Origin of the sequence: Kitasatospora sp. NPDC089797, assembly GCF_040684795.1 — a bacterium.
GTDB lineage: Bacteria > Actinomycetota > Actinomycetes > Streptomycetales > Streptomycetaceae > Kitasatospora.
The window spans coordinates 1-15,250 of the sequence record NZ_JBFBGS010000095.1; the positions used below are offsets into that span (position 1 = coordinate 1).

Consider the following 15,250-nt stretch of genomic DNA (forward strand, 5'->3'; position numbering starts at 1 on the left):
CACCGTACCTCCGGGTACGGTGCGCGCCGGGCATCGGTGCTGCCGGGCGGCGTTACTGCGGTGCCCGGTTCCTTGCCACCGTCAGGTCGACGCCGGCCCGGCGTGGTCCTCGCGCGGTCGGCCACCGGCACCGAGGTCCCCGGGACCCGCAGGCAGGAGCGACGTTGACGTCGGCCCCGGTCAGGTCCGGAGGACGATCCCGACCGGGCGCTCGCGTCGGATACCGCCCCGGCCGGCAGACCGGCCCGGCCTCCCGGCCTCCCGGCCTCGCCACGAACGCTCCCCGATCGATCGGAGCCCTCACCGACCCACGCTCCGCTCCTAGCGGGTCACCGACCAGGACAGGCTGCGGGTGAGCTCGGCCCGCAGGGCCGGGTCCGCCACGGCCGGGGTGGGGTCGGTGGCGACGGCGGTGAGCAGGTGCGGGCGCGAGCGCGGGCCGGTCAGGTGCAGGGCGCCGAGGTCGGGGGCGGTGCGCCCGCGGAGTCCGGGCTGCTCACGGCCGTCCAGGTACCAGTGCAGCCGGGTACCGGCCACCGGCAGGTCGACGGTCAGGCGGTCGGCGGTGGTGAGCCGGGCGCCGGTGGGGGTGGGGCTGGTCAGCGGGGTGGCGTGCCGGTAGAAGCCGGCGATCATCGCCTCCCGTCCGGGCAGGTTGAACTCCCGTCCCAGGGACCGCATGATCGAGTTCTCGGTCGGCCGGTACAGGCCCGTCGGGTAGTAGCCGCCGCCCTCGTAGCTGCCCACCGTCCCGCCGTCGGGCGAGGCCTGGCCGAGCCAGCGGGACCACTTGGTGCCCTGGGCGCGCATCCGGTCGGCGGTCAGGGTGCTGAGGTTGGCCTCCGGCGGCTCGGCGCCCTGGTAGGTGCCCTGGCCGTCGTAGGCGTACTCGTCGGCCAGCTTGCCCAGCGAGTGCCCGGTCTCGTGCACCGCTATCTGCCCGGACTTCGCGTTGCCGCCCGCCACCGTGGCGATGCCCTCGTAGCCCAGTGCGGACTTGACGTCGTTGTAGCCCGCGCCGCCGTACTTGGTGCTGTTGGACACCACGATCACCAGGTCCGCCTGCGGGGCCTTCGCGGCGTAGCGGTCGACGGCCTTCTCGTCCACGCAGAGCAGCCGCTCGACGTTGTCGCACCAGAAGTAGGAGCCCAGCGCGGTGTGCCGTACGGTCGTCCGGTCCGGGTCGCCGGTGACGCCCGACTCGGGTGAGACGGCGGACACCGCCCAGACGTTGAACAGGCGCCGGTAGGAGGCGTACGGCTCGACGGCGGTGATCTCGCGCCACTTCTCGGCGGCGTCCGTGCGGAACTTCCCCTGCTCCTGGGCGTTGTAGCCGTCGCCGATCACCACGACGTCCAGCTTGGCGGCCGGGTCGCCGTTGTGGACCAGGGCGGTGACCTCGCCGTCGCCGTCGGTGCCGGGTGCGGCGAGGGCTCCGGTGGGGGCTGCTAGGTAGGGGGAGGCGGCGGGTGCCGTGCCGCGGGAGATGGTGCCGTCCTCGGCGAAGGCCTCCACCGGGTGGCGGGGGGCGTCGGCGGCCGGGGCAGCTGCGGCCGGGGCGCTCCGGGCGGGGGCGGCGCCGAGGAGGGGGACGGCGAGGGCGGCGGTGAGCAGAACGGCTGCGGTCCTGCGCCGCAGCCCCGTGCCGGTGCCGGTCGTGCTGTCGGTCCTGGTCCTGGTACTCGTGGGCACGGGGGTCCTTCCGGTGGGCGGCCGATGTGAGGAGGTCCCTTCCCTTGTTCGGAACCTGACAATCGCCGGATGTCCGCCCGTTGCCGACCCGCCGTCGTGGGGTCAGAAGTCCTCGAACGCGTTGCGGCTGATCAGGGCCACCAGCAGCCAGCACCCGACGGCCACGGGCAGGGTGACGTACAGCGGCCACCCGAAGGCGATCAGCAGGAGCGAGCCGATGCCCGTGGCGAACGCGGTCCCGACGGTGTAGATCAGGGCCACGACCAGCATGAACTCGAGGTCCCGGCCGGCCAGTCCGGCCACCGTCGTGATCATTCCGACCGCGATCAGCGCGCTGAACCCGGCGACCGAGAGGTACGGGGTGTTCGGGGGCTGGGAGCGGTGGCCCCGGTAGCCGAGTTCGAACACCTTGCCGTGCAGGATCTTCAGTTCCACGGAGGTGCCGGTGTCGACGTCCTCGTAGAAGGCCTTGCCGACGGTGTAGCGGCCGGTGGGTGCCTTCTCGCGCGAGACCGTCAGCAGGTAGTCGGTGGAGTCGGAGCCCACCTCCTTCGTCTTCCCGGTCACCAGGCCGCTCTCCAGCCTCGCGCAGTCCGCGCCCGGCGCGGCGCCCGCGGTGCAGACGGGGGTGGCGCTGTACGCCCGGGTCTGCTGGAAGGCCTCGGTGAACCGTACGAACCCGAGCACGGTGAGGGCCAGGCCGACCACGAGGAGCACGGCGGGGAGGGCGACCCGGACCAGCTCGCCCGCACTGCGCCGGCGTCGGGGCGCCGGGTTCGGCTTCGGAGGCCGCGGCTCGGGCCCGGGACCGGGCTCGGCCTCCGGGGGAGTGTCCCGGAGCGGAGCCGCGTCCTCAGGCATCGTCGCCACCCGGTATCCGTACCGTCCACGCGTCCATCGGGCTCCCCTGGTCGTCCCTTTCCGGCGCGCGCCCGGCCGCCCTCCGGTGCACGGTCGGGCACGGAGCCGTGCGCGTGGTCGGGCGCGCGGTCGGGCGCACCCGGGATCATGCCAGGGAACGGCGGAGCGCGCGAGGAATTCCCGCTGGCCGGGGCGGACTTGTGGGGCGGCGGTAGATTGTCGGGCATGACGCCGACGCCTGATGCGATGAGCCCGGTTTCGCGCACCGCCCTGTCCGTCGCGCTGGTGCGGGCCTACGAGAGCCGGCGGCCCGAGCCGCTGTTCGTCGACCCGTACGCGGCCGGCTTCGCGGAGGCCGCGGGAATGCCGCTGAAGGCCCCCGACGGCCGGCGCCTGAGCGATCTCACGGTGGCGCTGGCCGTGCACGTCATGCTGCGGACCGCCTTCTACGACGACCGGCTGCTGGCCGCGGGAGCGGACCAAGTCGTGCTGCTGGCCGCCGGGTTGGACGCCCGGGCGTACCGGCTGGACTGGCCGGCCGGGACCCGGCTGTGGGAACTGGACCTGCCGCCGGTGCTGGACTTCAAGCAGCAGGTGCTCGACGCGGCCGGTGCCGCACCCTCCTGCGAGCGCGGGGTGCTGCCGGGCGACCTGCTGGACCCGCGCTGGCCGCGCCGTCTGGTCGCGGCGGGCTTCGACCCGCAGCGGCCCACCGTCTGGCTGGCCGAGGGCCTGGTGGTGTACCTGAGCGTCGAGCAGGCGGCCGGACTGCTCACGGCGGTCGGCTCGCTCTCCGCCCCCGGCAGCCGACTGCTGATGGAGCGGGGCCGGGACGTCTCGGGCACCGCGTACGACCCGTCCCTGGCCCACGTCACCGAGCTCTGGCAGGGTGGTCTCGGTCCCGACACCGAGGGGTGGCTGGAGGCCCGTGGCTGGCGGACCCGGACGACCAGCATCGCGGAGGTGGGGGCCGCCTACGGACGACCGCTGCCGGAGGGTGCAGGGCTGGCCGGCGGCTTCATCGAAGCGGTGCGCGGATAGGGGCTGTCGCCATCATGAGAGGTTCTCACCAACGGGCGTGACGGACCCTCAGCCGCCCCAGCCCCACCACTCCGCTGATCCGGATGGTCGGCCCGCCCGGACGCGCGGCCCGGCGGGGCCGGTAGCGCGGTGCCCGGAGGCCCGGGTGCAGGCCGCCGAGCTCGACGACGGCGTCCCGGGGCACGGTGATGCTGACCCCGCCCGTGCCGAGCTGCAGCTCGATGTCGACCACCGGATGCTCGATGACCGCCCGGGACAGGTCCAGGCGCACCCGGCCGAGCGCCGACGCCACCGTGAGCGTCCGGGGGACCCGCCAGGCACCGCGCCGACGGATCCGGCCGGTGACGGCGGCGAGGGTCGCGGCGGAATCGGGCACCGGGGGCGGTGCTGCCGCTGCCGGCGCCGGTGGCTGCGGGAGGGATGCCAACGCCGCGTCCAGCCCGTCCGGGGTGGTGGCGGTGAGCACCCGGTGCAGGCGGTCGTCCAACTCCTCGTGCGAGAGCAGCCCTCGGGCGTACGCCTCCTGGAGGCGCTGGACCGCACCGTCGCGGTCGTCCTCGCCGATCGACGGCGGTCCGCCGGCTCCGGGCGGTGTCACGCGGTCCTCCGGTCACGACTGGGTACGTTGTACGCGGTCATGAGGGTCACGCTAGATTACCGGGTACCGCGTACGCAAGGAGGAGGGCGACGGTGAGCGACGCCGAGCACGTGAGCATCTGGATGCGGCCCGAACGCCCCGCCCGCGGGCCCAAACCCGCCTACAGCCGCGCCCGGATCACCGAAGCCGCGGTCCGGATCGCCGACGCCGAGGGCCTGGAGGCCGCGACCATGCGGCGGATCGCCGCCGACATCGGGGCCGGCGCGATGTCGCTCTACCGGTACGTCCCCAGTCGCGACGACCTGATCCAGCTGATGGCCGACCGGCTGATGGGGGAGATCGACGTCGAGGGCATGCCCTCCGGCGACTGGCGGGCCGACCTCGTCCGGTACGCCGACGGACTGCGCGCCATGTGGCTGCGCCACCCGTGGATCGCCACCGCCAACCGGGCGCTGCTCGGCTTCGGTCCCAACCAACTGCGCCTGATCGAAGCGGTGATGGGAGTCCTCGATCCCCACCTCCCGATCGACGAGAACCTCGGCCTGATGGCCGTCCTCCACGGCTACGTCGAGGGCGCCGCCCGCGACGAGGTCGGCTGGATCGAGGAGGTCCGCCGCAGCGGGGTCGGCGAGGACGAGTGGCTCGCGCGGAGCCGCCCGTACCTCCGGCACCTCCTGGAGAGCGGGGAGTACCCGGTCTTCAGCAGGATCGCCCTGGAGGCGAACCGGCCCCGGATGAGCCGTGACCAGCAGTTCCGCTACGGCCTGGAGCGCGTCCTCGACTGCATCGCGACCTCCCTCCCGGCCTCCCTCCCGCCCGCCCTTCCGCCCGGCTGACGGCCGGTCGGCCGGCCCGCCTCTCCGGTCAGGACTGGTCCCAGGCCTCCACCGTGACCGGCTCGTCGTCGCCGGAGCTGTCGATCCGGTCCGGGTGCAGCTCCGCGTGGTGCAGCCGGGAGAACGGCCCCACCCCGGGCACGCCGCCGCCCTCGAACAGGTGCCGAAGGTGCCGGATGCGGGTGACGTAGCGGTGGGGGAAGCCGCCGTCCGCGAGCTTCTCGGCCCGCTCGGCCGTCACCAGGTCCTCCAGCCAGTCCAGCCCCAGCACGCCGATCTCCCAGACGCCGAGCAGCTGCGCCCGACGGGCCTCGGGGGTGGCCCGGGCGAACTCCTCGGGGTCCATCTTCGTCATGCTGATCACGTAGCTGAGCACGTCCGGAGTCCTTCCGTCGGTCGGGATGGGCCGGGGGGTAGTCAACCACCCGCTCCCGGCGGGGCGTTGGCGGCCCCACCGCCGGCCGCGCTACTCGGCCGGCTCCACCGTGACGGACTCGAACCGGACCCGGGCGTCCTCCGTGTACGCCCCGACGCTGCCGCCCGGGTAGGGACGCTCCTGGTCCACGAAGGACACCAGCGGCCGACCGTCCACGCCGACGTCCTGCCGCGCGCCGCGCTGGGCCACCCGTACGTCGTACCACCGGCTGATGGGGAACTGCCCGTCGCCGGTGGCCAGGAAGCGCTGCCCGCCCGGATAGGCGGGATCCCGCTTGCCCAGCTCCCAGCCCTCGGGCTTGAGGATCAGGTAGTAGAAGTGCTCCGGATCGGAGTAGGCCCAGACCAGCCAGGCCACCTCCCACGGATTGGGCTCGGGCGTGCGCAACCGGGCGTCGGTGCGCATCCGGGCCCGGGCGTCCATGTCCCCGTACCGACGGGTGGAGACGATCAGCCCGGCATGGGTCTCCTCCGGCGTCCGGGCGGGTGCGGGGGAGAGCGACAGGGCGTCGTCGTCGCCGGTGTTCTCGCCGTGGCCGTCGAAGACCGACCGCCACCGGCCGTGCACCGAGCCGTCCGCCCACCCCCGGGGCCGCCCGCCGCCCCCGCCGCCCCAGCCGGTGCTCACCGCGAAGCTGAGCCCCGCCACCGCGGTGGCGGTGAGCAGGGCGAAGGTGAGCAGCCGGTGCGCGCGCGTCATGCCGTCGAGTATGGCCCGGTGCTGCCGGGCCGACGGCCACCTGCGGGCGTGGCGCGGGCACGGCGCGGCCACGACGTCACCGCTCCCGCCCGGTCGGGGCGGCGCCGGACCTCAGGTCCGGCAGGTGCGCAGCACGCCCGTCAGCATCGGCAGGGTGAACTCGCCGTCCGCTGTCTCCGGCCGGGCCGCGAGGAAGGCCCGGATCCGGCCGAGCGCGGTCTCCCGCTGCGCGTCCGGCATCACCAGCACGCCCGCGCGGGTGGCGAGGGTCGCGACGAGCGACTCCGCGGTGCGCGGCTGACCGTGCGGGAACAGGTCCTGCTCGGCCGCACCGAACCGGGCCGGCCCGCCGGTCCCGGGGAGGTGCGCCCCGGCCGTCTCCGCGCGCCAGCTGTCCGGGGTGTCACGCGGACCGATCGCCGCCGCCCCGCTCACCCGCGCCAGCCCGGCGACCCACTCCACCCGGTCGTCCAGTAGGTTCCACAGCCCGGCCAGCACCCCGCCGGGTGCCAGCACCCGCGCGATCTCGGGCCCGGCGACCGCCATGTCGAACCAGTGCAGGGAATTGCCGCACAGCACCGCGTCGACGGAGGAGTCCGGCAGCGGGATCGACTCCGCGCTGCCCGACAGCGCCCGGACGGTCGGCAGCGACCGGCGCAGCTCGACCAGCATCGCGGGGTCGGGCTCCACCGCGACGACGTCGACACCCAGCGCGAGCAGGGTCGCCGTCAACTTGCCGGTCCCGGCGCCGAGATCGAGCACCCGGGGTCCGAACAGCCGCCCGGGCGCACCGTCGAGCGCCCAGCGCACCGCGGCGTGGGCGTAGTCCGGCCGGTGTTCGGCGTACGCGGCCGCCGCGGCGCCGAAGGATGATGCGTGGAGGTGCCGCTGGTCCTGGTCCATGGGGTCACGCTAGCGGCGGCCGGGGCACTCGGGCCGTTTTCTCATCACTTCCTCAACTTCCCTGGTCGGGCCGCCGCCTCCGCCGCACCTGCCGTACCCGCCGCACCCGCCCGGGAGGGGCGGACGGGACGGCAGGCTCGTTCGGCCCCGTGCCGGTGCCGCAGTGCCCCGCGCCACCGGCACGGGGCACCGCGGCACGGTGCCGGGAGGGTCGGGTCACCGGGCGAGGCGCGGGAGGAGCGCCTCGGCGTTGCCGCGGTCGACGGCCTCGGCCTGGCCCGGGGTGAAGTCGGGGTAGGTCTCCAGGAAGTGGTTGAAGTAGCTGCCGGCCTCCTGCGGGGCGAACGGCCAGTCGCTGCCGTAGAGGACGTGGCCGGGCTCGGCGAAGGCGAGCAGGGCGGGCAGCGCGGAAGGGCTGGCTGACAGGGCGGTGTCGAAGTAGAAGCGCTTCAGGTCGCGCAGCAGGTCCTCCGCCCTGCGTTCCCGGTCCACGACGGTGGAGGTCAGGCCGGAGAACCGGTAGGCGGCGTAGGGCAGGAAGCCGCCGCCGTGGGACAGGATGACGCGGAGGTTGCGGTAGCGGTCCATGACGCCGTTCAACACCATGTTCAGCGCGGTGCGGGTGGTGTCGAAGACGTAGTCCGCGAGCGGTGCGGGGGTGCCGGGCAGCAGGGTCATCGGGGGTTGTGCGGGGTGGACGAAGACGTTCGCGGCGCGGAGGTCCAGCTCGGCCCAGAGCGGTTCGAAGTCCGGGTCGCCGAGGTACTTGCCGTGGGCGTTGGACATCAGGACCACGCCGTCGGCCCCGAGGACGTCGAGCGCGTGGACGGCCTCGGCGAGGGCGGCGTCCACGTCGGGCAGCGGGATGCTGGCGAAGTGGCCGAAGCGGTCGGGGTCGTCCTTGACGACCTCGGCGCCGTACTCGTTGACGGCGCGCGCCAGATCGCGGGCGCCGGCGCCGTCGCCGAGGTGGACGCCGGGCGAGGTGACGGACATGACGGCGGTGGCGATGCCCTGCTGGTCCATCATCGCGATCGCGCTCGCGGGGCTCCAGGCGGGGATGGCCCAGCCGCCGGAGTTCAGGCCGCGTGCGGCCAGGGTGTCGGCCCAGACCGGCGGGACGATGTGGTGGTGGACGTCGATGCGTGCGGGGAAGTCCATGATTCCAAGCCTCCTAAAGTTTAGTGTGCTAAGTGCTTCTTTTAGTAAGCTAACAGTCATGCGAGAGATGAGCAAGAACGACGAGGACGCCCCCCGGGTTCTGCCGAGCGGGGAAGACGGCGTGCGGGAGCTGGCGGAGGCCGCTGACCGGCTGTTCTACGCCATGCGCCGCGCCCGAGCGGCCACCGTGGGCCGCTCCGGGGCCGGGCTGTCCATGGCGCAGCTCACCCTGCTGGAGCCGCTGGCCGCGGACGGGCGGGGGGAGGGGCTGCCGGTCGGCCGGCTCGCCGTCGCCGCCGAGGTCAGCGTCCCCACCGCGACCCGGATGCTCAAGCAGCTCGAGGCGGCGGGCGTGGTCACCCGGCAGCGCTCCCCGCACGACGAGCGCCAGGTCCTCGTCCGGCTCACCGCCGACGGCGCGGACCGGCTCGGGGCCATGCGGACGGAACTGCGGGCGCGCCAGTCCGAGGCGCTGTCGCACTTCACCGCCCGGGAGCGCCGCGACCTCGCCGCGCAGCTCCAGCGCCTGGCGGGCGTCATCGGCGACACCGTCCCCCAGGCGGTCGAGGAGTAGCCCGCGCGCGGCGGCCGCAGGCAGCGGGGCGAGGGGTCACCGGGCCGCCGGGATCGCGACGATCGTGCGGGCGCCTGGCTGAGGGTAGAGTCGGCCCGGTGCAGACCACCCGCCGGGCATCCGTGGGCAGGCCGGAGTCGATGGCGGAGTCCGCCGGCGCCGGGTGGCTGCCGCACGGGTACCACCTCGCCCCGCACGTGCACGACGAAGGCCAACTCGTCTACGCCGCCGCGGGAGTGGTGGCCACCACCACCGTGCGGGGCACCTGGGTCGCCCCGGCGAACCGGATGACCTGGACCCCGCCCGGCTTCACCCACTCGCACCGCTTCTACGGCCGCACGAACGCACGCCTGCTGATCGTCCCGAAGGACCTGTGCGGCGAACTCGTCGACCAGCCCTGCCTGTTCGCCGTCACCCCGCTGCTGCGCGAGGTGGTGCTGACCCTGACCGGCTCGGCGCCGGAAGCCCGCCCGGGGGCCCGCCGGCGACTGCTCGCCGTGCTCATCGACGAGCTCTCCGACCCTCCGGAGCAGTCGCTCCACCTGCCCGAACCCAGGGACGACCGGCTCCGCCACGCCACCGACCTGCTGCACGCCGACCCCGCGCGGTCCGACACCCTGGCCGAGCTGGGACGTGCCGCCGGAGCCGGCGAGCGCACGCTGAGCCGGCTGTTCCACAGCGAACTCGGCATGAGCTTCCACCGCTGGCGCACCACGCTGCGGATCCACCACGCCCTGGCCCATCTCACCAGCGGAACGTCCGTCACCGACACCGCGATGGCCTGCGGCTGGTCGAACCCCTCCAGCTTCATCGACGCCTTCAGCGCACTGGTCGGCCAGACCCCGGGCAGCTACCAGGCGGAGCTGCGCGAGCGCGGCGGCTCCTAGCGCGGCGCGGCGGAGATCCTCCGGACGTCGAAGCGGGGGGACGGGCGGTCGGGCCGGGCGGGTGCGTCAGGCGGGGTGTTCGACGGCGGCCGGCCAGGCGCCCCGTTCGGAGAGGTGGAGCACCAGGCCCGCGATGTTCCAGGCGTCGTCCTCACCCCGGTGGTGGCGGCCTTCGAGCCGCCGCCCGGCGATCTCCAGGGCCTGCGCCATGCCGGGGCGCTTGCGCAGTCCGTACGCTTCGGTGAAGACCGCCTTGGCGTTGGTGTGGCGCCGGCCGAAGGGGTAGGGCACCCGGGCGGCCTGACACTGCCGGGTGAACTGGTGGCGGTCGTAGTCGCCCCAACTGGCCCACGGCCGGGTGCCCGCGCCGTGCTCGCCCGCCAGCAGCCGACACGCCTCGGCGAACCCCACCCCCTGGTCGACCTCGTCCTGGGTGAGGCCGGTGAGCTCCGTGCAGAACGCGCTGACCGTGGACCGGACGGGCCTGACCAGGATCCGGTGCCGGGCGAGGCGCTCGCCGGCCTCCAGATCGATGACGGTCAGCCCGATCTCGATGATCTCGCTGACCGCACCGGGCGGTTGGGAACCGGCCCAGCAGGTCGCCTCGACGTCCACGACATTGACGAGGAGCGGGGTCGGGGTGCTGTCCATGGCGGGAAGCGTAGGCAGCGCCCGCGGCCGGGGCACCTGGTTTTCGGACCTCCCCGGGCACCGGCCGCCCGGACCGGCGCCGCCCCGGCTGCGTCGGAGGACATCGGCGCTGCCCCGGAAGCCCGCGAGCCGGTGGTTGTTGCCCTGGAGAACACGCCTGTGCGCGGTCGGCTCGGACGGCGCCCAACGCGGGTTCGCGGTCGTTGTCACGTCCCGGTGCGTCGACGTACCCGGCGGCATGCGCCCGCCGGGGCGGGGTCAGCGCGGGAGGATCCCGCTGCTGCGGGCCCGGTTGAGGGCGGAGACGCGGTCGCGGCTGCCGAGCTTGCGGTAGATCCGCTCGATGTGCTTGTTGGCGGTGCGGGTGGCGATGCCGAGGCGCCGGCCGATCGCGGCGGCGGTGAGGGCGTCCGCGAGGAGAAGGAGGACGGCCTTCTCGCGCGGCGTGAGCCCTGCGGCGGAGCCCGTGAGGTCCTCGGGCGCCTCGCCGTCCGATGGCGGCGACCTCCGCAGGGCATGCCACTGGGACAGCAGTTCCCACTGCCGGTCGACGGCGTGGAGCAGCGGTTGGATCCGGGTCGCGTAGGTGTTGTCGGAGGCGGTGAACGGGTCGTCCGGGCGCAGCAGGACGTACCCGCGGACGGGGTCGTGGGTGCCGGGCAGGGGGATGCCGAAGGCGAAGCGGCGGCCGGGGGTGAAACGGCGGACGTCCCGGAGGTTCAGCGTGCGGGCGATCTGCTGCGCGGTGAGCGGTGCGGTGTCGCGTGCCGTCACGTAGTAGTCGGAGAAAGGGCGTCCGGTCCTGATCTGACGGAGTGCCGGCTCGTCGGTGAGTGCGCTGTCCGCGCCGGGAGCGGTGACGATGGTCATGGGTCCCGCGTCCGTTCGCCAGATCCCCTCCTTGAACACCACGACCTCGGCCTCGCACGCGGTCAGCAGTTCGGCCAGGGCGAGGCCGTGGAGTTCGGACGGGTCCCGCTCGTGCAGGGCCGCCACGGCCAGGTCCCGCATCCGTCGGCAGAGCCGCGCGGTGTGCCTGATGTCGTCGGGCACTGTTCCCCCCGCTGTCGGCGTGTACGGCTGCGGCGAGCGGTGGTGTCAATACGCACAACTGCCACTGGGGCAGTGTCCCTTGGCCCCGGCAGGATTGTCCGCAGACGCACGACAGGTACACAACATCCACTGAACTCGCGTGGATCCACGCGTCCTTCGAGGAGGATCCGAGAATGAAGTTGAACACCCGTCGTCTGGGCCGAGCCGCCGCACTGGCCGCCGCTGCCGGAATCGCCGTCGTCTCCGCCGCCGGGCCGGCCTCCGCCGCCAGCTACTGGAACGTTCAGTGCGACGACGGCAGGGCGTGCATCGCCCTCGTCAAGAACCAGCCGAAGCCGGTCTGGAACCTGGACGGCTGCGGCGTACACCCGATCCACGACTACTACCGGTTGGGCCAGGCCCACGGCAACACGTTCGTCGTGCACTACGAGAACCTCCTGACGGACACCGTCTTCGCGTGGCAGACCCGGGGGTTGGATCGGTACACCCTGGTCACGTCCGTGGACGTGAAGTGCTGAGGTAGGACGGTTCCGGGCCGCCGGGCCGCCGGGCGGCGGGTCGGCACACGGCGGGACGCCTGTTCCACTGCGGGCGTCCCGCCGTGGCGTTGCGCGACGGGCCACCCTCCATTACCCCGAGCTCACCCCGGCGACGGTCGCTGCGGTCCACCACATCTCCGCCAGCTACCTCCTCCACCGCCGGGCGCAGGCCGGACCCACGGGTGGCGAGGCATGGCACGCAGAACCGGCGACACAACGCGTAGCTCCCCGCGGAGAGCCCGGTCTGGGGTGAGAGCCGAGCAGGACGCCGTCCGCCGGTGTAGCCGGAGTCAACCCGTCGATTCCCTGGCCGAGTAGACTCAGGGGGGTGCCGGCTGGACCAGCCAGATCCGCGGCCGCGAGCTGGAGTTCGCCTGCAAGGCCCGGTCGGCGTGCCTTCCGGTGCCAGCCGAAGAGGTGGGCGGTAGAGCGCGCCTTCTCCTGACCCACCGCTTACCAGCGCCTCGCCCCGGACTACGAGAGCAGTCCGGCCCACTCCGAGATGGTGATTCGATGGGCCGTGATCGGCGTCATGGTCCGTCGAATCGCCCGGGGCCGCCCGGCGAGCCGACCAGGCCCGCGATCGTTCCCTCGTGCCGAGGCCGACGGGCTCAACCGTGCTGCGGCTGAAGGCTCTCGGCTCACTTCATGAAGACGATCACCAGCGGGTCCGACTCCGGTGAGATGTAGTCGTATGTCGGGTAGTCGATGTGGCGGTGATGGCTTGCATCCGCCTCGGAGGCGAAGCCGGCAAGGTTGTCGGCGAGGACGTCGAGAGCCTCCCGTCCTCCCCGGATCCTCAGGGTCTGGGCCTCCGTCACGATCGAGACGGAAGCCTGCTCCGGGTCCTCCGCGAACACGATCCTGGTGAGTGACCCGTCGTAGGGGTACGGGTGCTGGCTCTCCGAGAGATCACAGGTGCCGGCCTTCCCCCGCAGTAGCTGCCCGAACGCCGTCAGCCCCTGGCGGGTTCCGGATAGCTCGAGCTCCCTGGTCTTCCCGCTGTACAGAACCTGCAACATCACATCCGCTCCCACCTGTTGATCATACCGATCACCACGACAGGATCGCGCGGATTCCTCGGGCCTTGGGGCGGGACGGTCGATGTCGTCGAGGGCGAAGGAGTGCAGGGCGGTGAGCTGTCTTCGAGTCGATTGAGGCAGGTGCTGACGGTCGGGCTGCAGGCGGATACACCGAGTGGGCGAGCTTGGCGGGTTTCCGGTATCCGGTGTCCATTTGCCGGTTGGACGCAGGTGGGGCGAGCGCGAGAGTGGTGCGTAGTCCACCGAGCCGCCGCGGACGGGATCGCCGTCCGGCCTGGTCGGTTCGGCTCAGCGTTTGCAAGGAGCTCGATACTCATGACCAACACCGACAAGGACACCACCGTCGTCATCGTGGGCGCCGGCGTCGCCGGGCTGGCGGTCGGCAACTTCCTGCTGCGCAGCGGCATCAGCTGTGTGGTTCTGGAGCGGCACACCCGTGAGCACGTGGAGGAGCGGCAGCGGGCCGGCGGCCTGGACCCCGACGCGGTGCTTCGACTGCACGAGTGGGGGCTCGCCGAGGTCGTCGACGGCCACGGCCACGGCGACCCCGACGCGCCGCTGCCGCTGCTGATCGACGGTGAGCAGCGGCAGTTGAGGATGGAGGACGAGCCGGGCAGCCTGAAGCGGATGTTCCTGCCGCAGCAGGTCCTCATCCGCAACCTCACCGAGGTCTTCCTGCGCGACGGCGGCGACCTGCGCTTCGAGGCCGCGGACGTGTCCCTGCACGACGTCGACGGCCCGCGCCCGCTGGTTCGCTACCGGGACGCCAACGGGGCGACCAGGAGCATCAGTTGTGACTTCATCGCCGGGTGCGACGGGTTCCACGGGGTGAGCCGGACGGCCGTGCCCGCCGACCTGCTCACCAGCTCGACGCACGAATTCGGGTACGCCTGGCTCAGCGTGCTCGCCCAGGCACCCGCGGATCCGCTGTCCGTACTCGCGGTCCACTCGCGTGGGTTCGCCGCGCGGATCACCCGCGGACCGCAGGCGAGCCGGATCTACCTGCAGTGCCCGCTCGCCGACACCGTCGACCAGTGGCCGGACGAGCGGATCTGGAGCGAACTGGAGACCCGGTTCGGTGCGCCCGTGACCGACCGGGGGCCGATCGTGACGAAGCAGGTCGTGCCACTGCGGGGCGTCGTCTTCAGCCCCATGAGCCACGGCCGGCTCTACCTCCTCGGGGACGCGGCGCACCTCATCTCGCCGATGAGCGCGCGGGGGGTCTGCCTCGCGCTGCACGACGCCGACGTGTTCGCCCGGGCGGTGGTCCGCCGGGTCGTCGAGTGCGACTCGAGCCTGCTGGACAGCTACTCCGCGACCTGCCTGGAGTACACCTGGCAGCAGCAGGCCTCCGCGGTGTGGATGACCGAGACGATCCACGAGGCCGGTGACGCCTCCTACGAAGGGGAGTTCCGCCGGCAGATCGCTCGACGGAACCTGGAGGCCATCCTGGAGCCGGTGGGCTCAGGGCATTCCTCGGCGTGAGTCCGCCGGTTTGACGGCCTGACGGATTGACGGCTGATCGGGCCGGGTTCGGTGGTCGGCCGAGGTCGTGAGCGACGAAGAAGCAGGGCCTCTTGGCAGCTCGACGGGCGTTTACGCCAAAGAGCTGGCCAGGAGGCCCTGTTGTCGCAGTGCTGCGGCACCGGTGGCGGGGGCCGCGTCGGCTACCGGTGCCGGGCCGGCTGCGTGGGGCGGGGCGGGCAGGCTTGGGGCGTCCTGCCACCGCGCCGCTCTTCACGCGATCCGTTGCCTGGTTGAGAACGGTGCGGGGCGGCGGGTGGCGTTGGCCGACCTCCCGTGGAGGGGACCGGGTCTACGCGTTCTTCCGCTGTCGGCGCGACCGAGCCTCGGCTGCGAGGTCTGCCTGCGGGTCGGGTGTGACCCGGCACCGAGCACGCGGGCGCTATCGACTCCCGAACGGTCGAGGCGGACATCGCCGTCGGTCCTGACAACCGCAGCCTCGACGGCGGCGAGCCGGTCAACGGCCGTAGCTGGTACCGGGTGGGGGACGCCCCCGGCCCTACAGCTGGGGGCGATGGTCACTGCGGTGGACATCGGTGACCGAGTCCCGTGCTGGCACCGCTGACACAGGTGGCCGCCGCGCACCACCAGCCAATGCTGGCCTGTGACTTCGGCGGCTTCACCGTCCTCATCGCGTGTTGTTGTTGTGGTTGTTGTTGAGGTGGTGGTGGAGGTTGGTGTGGTTGGTGGTGGTGGCGGTGGTGTGGTTGGTGTGGATGGTGGTGGTGGGGAGGAGGGTGGTCCATCCGTGG

The 15,250-nt window shown here is 73.0% G+C and carries 16 protein-coding genes; 6 read left to right on the plus strand and 10 right to left on the minus strand.

Annotation, left to right across the window (positions count from 1 at the left end; translation table 11 throughout):
* Nucleotides 1–321: 321 nt before the first annotated feature.
* Both AB0O91_RS40415 and AB0O91_RS40420 read right to left on the minus strand, forming a co-directional pair.
* On the minus strand, nt 322–1,692 hold the full coding sequence (locus AB0O91_RS40415) for a M64 family metallopeptidase (RefSeq protein WP_363444316.1): 1,371 nt from the start codon (nt 1,690–1,692) through the stop codon (nt 322–324).
* Between the two features lie 102 nt (nt 1,693–1,794).
* Nucleotides 1,795–2,562 carry a hypothetical protein gene (locus AB0O91_RS40420; RefSeq protein WP_363444319.1) on the minus strand — a complete coding sequence of 256 codons (768 nt, stop codon included), beginning with the start codon at nt 2,560–2,562 and terminating at the stop codon, nt 1,795–1,797.
* 216 nt (nt 2,563–2,778) lie between these two features.
* Here AB0O91_RS40420 and AB0O91_RS40425 point away from each other — a divergent pair, with 216 nt between their 5' ends.
* On the plus strand, nt 2,779–3,594 hold the full coding sequence (locus AB0O91_RS40425; protein ID WP_363444322.1) for an SAM-dependent methyltransferase: 816 nt from the start codon (nt 2,779–2,781) through the stop codon (nt 3,592–3,594).
* Between the two features lie 25 nt (nt 3,595–3,619).
* Here the strand turns inward: AB0O91_RS40425 and AB0O91_RS40430 are convergent, their stop codons facing one another.
* Nucleotides 3,620–4,192 carry a DUF1707 domain-containing protein gene (locus AB0O91_RS40430; protein ID WP_363444325.1) on the minus strand — a complete coding sequence of 191 codons (573 nt, stop codon included), beginning with the start codon at nt 4,190–4,192 and terminating at the stop codon, nt 3,620–3,622.
* 92 nt (nt 4,193–4,284) lie between these two features.
* On the opposite strand from AB0O91_RS40430, the gene AB0O91_RS40435 reads away from it, so the two are divergent.
* Nucleotides 4,285–5,028, plus strand: coding sequence for a TetR/AcrR family transcriptional regulator (locus AB0O91_RS40435; RefSeq protein ID WP_363444327.1), 744 nt, complete (start codon nt 4,285–4,287; stop codon nt 5,026–5,028).
* A gap of 28 nt (nt 5,029–5,056) precedes the next feature.
* Here the strand turns inward: AB0O91_RS40435 and AB0O91_RS40440 are convergent, their stop codons facing one another.
* From AB0O91_RS40440 to AB0O91_RS40455, 4 genes are all read right to left on the minus strand, one after another.
* Nucleotides 5,057–5,404, minus strand: a complete 348-nt coding sequence (locus AB0O91_RS40440; protein ID WP_363444330.1) for a hypothetical protein — start codon at nt 5,402–5,404, stop codon at nt 5,057–5,059.
* 90 nt (nt 5,405–5,494) lie between these two features.
* Complete coding sequence (locus AB0O91_RS40445) at nt 5,495–6,163, minus strand: calcium-binding protein (RefSeq protein ID WP_363444333.1); 669 nt, start codon at nt 6,161–6,163, stop codon at nt 5,495–5,497.
* A gap of 111 nt (nt 6,164–6,274) precedes the next feature.
* Nucleotides 6,275–7,066 carry a class I SAM-dependent methyltransferase gene (locus AB0O91_RS40450; RefSeq protein WP_363444335.1) on the minus strand — a complete coding sequence of 264 codons (792 nt, stop codon included), beginning with the start codon at nt 7,064–7,066 and terminating at the stop codon, nt 6,275–6,277.
* A 216-nt stretch (nt 7,067–7,282) separates the two neighbouring features.
* Nucleotides 7,283–8,227, minus strand: a complete 945-nt coding sequence (locus AB0O91_RS40455) for an amidohydrolase family protein (RefSeq protein ID WP_363444338.1) — start codon at nt 8,225–8,227, stop codon at nt 7,283–7,285.
* 58 nt (nt 8,228–8,285) lie between these two features.
* On the opposite strand from AB0O91_RS40455, the gene AB0O91_RS40460 reads away from it, so the two are divergent.
* Together AB0O91_RS40460 and AB0O91_RS40465 are read left to right on the plus strand one after the other, a co-directional pair.
* Entirely contained in the window at nt 8,286–8,801 is a 516-nt protein-coding gene (locus AB0O91_RS40460; RefSeq protein ID WP_363444341.1) for a MarR family transcriptional regulator, read from the plus strand.
* A gap of 140 nt (nt 8,802–8,941) precedes the next feature.
* Nucleotides 8,942–9,688, plus strand: coding sequence for a helix-turn-helix transcriptional regulator (locus AB0O91_RS40465; RefSeq protein WP_363444359.1), 747 nt, complete (start codon nt 8,942–8,944; stop codon nt 9,686–9,688).
* A gap of 66 nt (nt 9,689–9,754) precedes the next feature.
* Here the strand turns inward: AB0O91_RS40465 and AB0O91_RS40470 are convergent, their stop codons facing one another.
* Nucleotides 9,755–10,339 (minus strand): 3'-5' exonuclease, encoded by a 585-nt coding sequence (locus AB0O91_RS40470; protein ID WP_363444344.1) that lies wholly within the window; start codon nt 10,337–10,339, stop codon nt 9,755–9,757.
* A 258-nt stretch (nt 10,340–10,597) separates the two neighbouring features.
* Nucleotides 10,598–11,392 carry a LuxR C-terminal-related transcriptional regulator gene (locus AB0O91_RS40475; protein WP_363444347.1) on the minus strand — a complete coding sequence of 265 codons (795 nt, stop codon included), beginning with the start codon at nt 11,390–11,392 and terminating at the stop codon, nt 10,598–10,600.
* A gap of 173 nt (nt 11,393–11,565) precedes the next feature.
* Here AB0O91_RS40475 and AB0O91_RS40480 point away from each other — a divergent pair, with 173 nt between their 5' ends.
* Entirely contained in the window at nt 11,566–11,910 is a 345-nt protein-coding gene (locus AB0O91_RS40480) for a hypothetical protein (protein ID WP_363444350.1), read from the plus strand.
* 662 nt (nt 11,911–12,572) lie between these two features.
* On the opposite strand, the gene AB0O91_RS40485 is transcribed toward AB0O91_RS40480, so the two are convergent.
* The gene (locus AB0O91_RS40485) at nt 12,573–12,968 is read right to left on the minus strand and encodes a hypothetical protein (protein ID WP_363444353.1); all 396 of its coding nucleotides are present in this window, start codon (nt 12,966–12,968) and stop codon (nt 12,573–12,575) included.
* 321 nt (nt 12,969–13,289) lie between these two features.
* Between AB0O91_RS40485 and AB0O91_RS40490 the strand changes: the two genes are divergently transcribed.
* Entirely contained in the window at nt 13,290–14,459 is a 1,170-nt protein-coding gene (locus tag AB0O91_RS40490; protein ID WP_363444356.1) for a 4-hydroxybenzoate 3-monooxygenase, read from the plus strand.
* Nucleotides 14,460–15,250 lie beyond the last annotated feature (791 nt).

Bases quoted from the DNA above. Each gene is read 5' to 3' on its own strand.
- AB0O91_RS40450 (WP_363444335.1), bottom strand. From the start codon at position 7,066: ATGGACCAGGACCAGCGGCACCTCCACGCATCATCCTTCGGCGCCGCG.
- AB0O91_RS40470 (WP_363444344.1), bottom strand. From the start codon at position 10,339: ATGGACAGCACCCCGACCCCGCTCCTCGTCAATGTCGTGGACGTCGAG.
- AB0O91_RS40425 (WP_363444322.1), top strand. From the start codon at position 2,779: ATGACGCCGACGCCTGATGCGATGAGCCCGGTTTCGCGCACCGCCCTG.
- AB0O91_RS40490 (WP_363444356.1), top strand. From the start codon at position 13,290: ATGACCAACACCGACAAGGACACCACCGTCGTCATCGTGGGCGCCGGC.
- AB0O91_RS40455 (WP_363444338.1), bottom strand. From the start codon at position 8,227: ATGGACTTCCCCGCACGCATCGACGTCCACCACCACATCGTCCCGCCG.
- AB0O91_RS40460 (WP_363444341.1), top strand. From the start codon at position 8,286: ATGCGAGAGATGAGCAAGAACGACGAGGACGCCCCCCGGGTTCTGCCG.
- AB0O91_RS40480 (WP_363444350.1), top strand. From the start codon at position 11,566: ATGAAGTTGAACACCCGTCGTCTGGGCCGAGCCGCCGCACTGGCCGCC.
- AB0O91_RS40445 (WP_363444333.1), bottom strand. From the start codon at position 6,163: ATGACGCGCGCGCACCGGCTGCTCACCTTCGCCCTGCTCACCGCCACC.
- AB0O91_RS40465 (WP_363444359.1), top strand. From the start codon at position 8,942: ATGGCGGAGTCCGCCGGCGCCGGGTGGCTGCCGCACGGGTACCACCTC.